Below are 732 nucleotides of genomic sequence, written 5' to 3' on the forward strand. Positions count from 1 at the left end.
CGTGGGTGTTTTTCACACCCATTATCGTTACTCATGTCAGCATTCGCACTTCTGATACCTCCAGCAAGCTTCTCAACTCACCTTCACAGGCTTACAGAACGCTCCTCTACCGCATCACCCGAAGGTGATACCCGTAGCTTCGGTGTATGGTTTGAGCCCCGTTACATCTTCCGCGCAGGCCGACTCGACTAGTGAGCTATTACGCTTTCTTTAAAGGGTGGCTGCTTCTAAGCCAACCTCCTAGCTGTCTAAGCCTTCCCACATCGTTTCCCACTTAACCATAACTTTGGGACCTTAGCTGACGGTCTGGGTTGTTTCCCTTTTCACGACGGACGTTAGCACCCGCCGTGTGTCTCCCATGCTCGGCACTTGTAGGTATTCGGAGTTTGCATCGGTTTGGTAAGTCGGGATGACCCCCTAGCCGAAACAGTGCTCTACCCCCTACAGTGATACATGAGGCGCTACCTAAATAGCTTTCGAGGAGAACCAGCTATCTCCGAGCTTGATTAGCCTTTCACTCCGATCCACAGGTCATCCGCTAACTTTTCAACGGTAGTCGGTTCGGTCCTCCAGTTAGTGTTACCCAACCTTCAACCTGCCCATGGATAGATCGCCCGGTTTCGGGTCTATTCCCAGCGACTAGACGCCCTATTAAGACTCGCTTTCGCTACGCCTCCCCTATTCGGTTAAGCTCGCCACTGAAAATAAGTCGCTGACCCATTATACAAAAGG

Annotated in this window: 1 rRNA gene (running past one end of the window); it reads right to left on the minus strand. The window is 51.5% G+C overall.

Annotated features, from left to right (window positions below):
- A 23S ribosomal RNA gene (locus tag ACFV2S_RS37925) occupies window positions 1-732 on the minus strand (its annotated part extends 310 nt beyond the left edge of the window); the annotation flags it as partial.

Origin of the sequence: Streptomyces sp. NPDC059695, from assembly GCF_042733785.1 — a bacterium.
Taxonomy (GTDB): domain Bacteria; phylum Actinomycetota; class Actinomycetes; order Streptomycetales; family Streptomycetaceae; genus Streptomyces.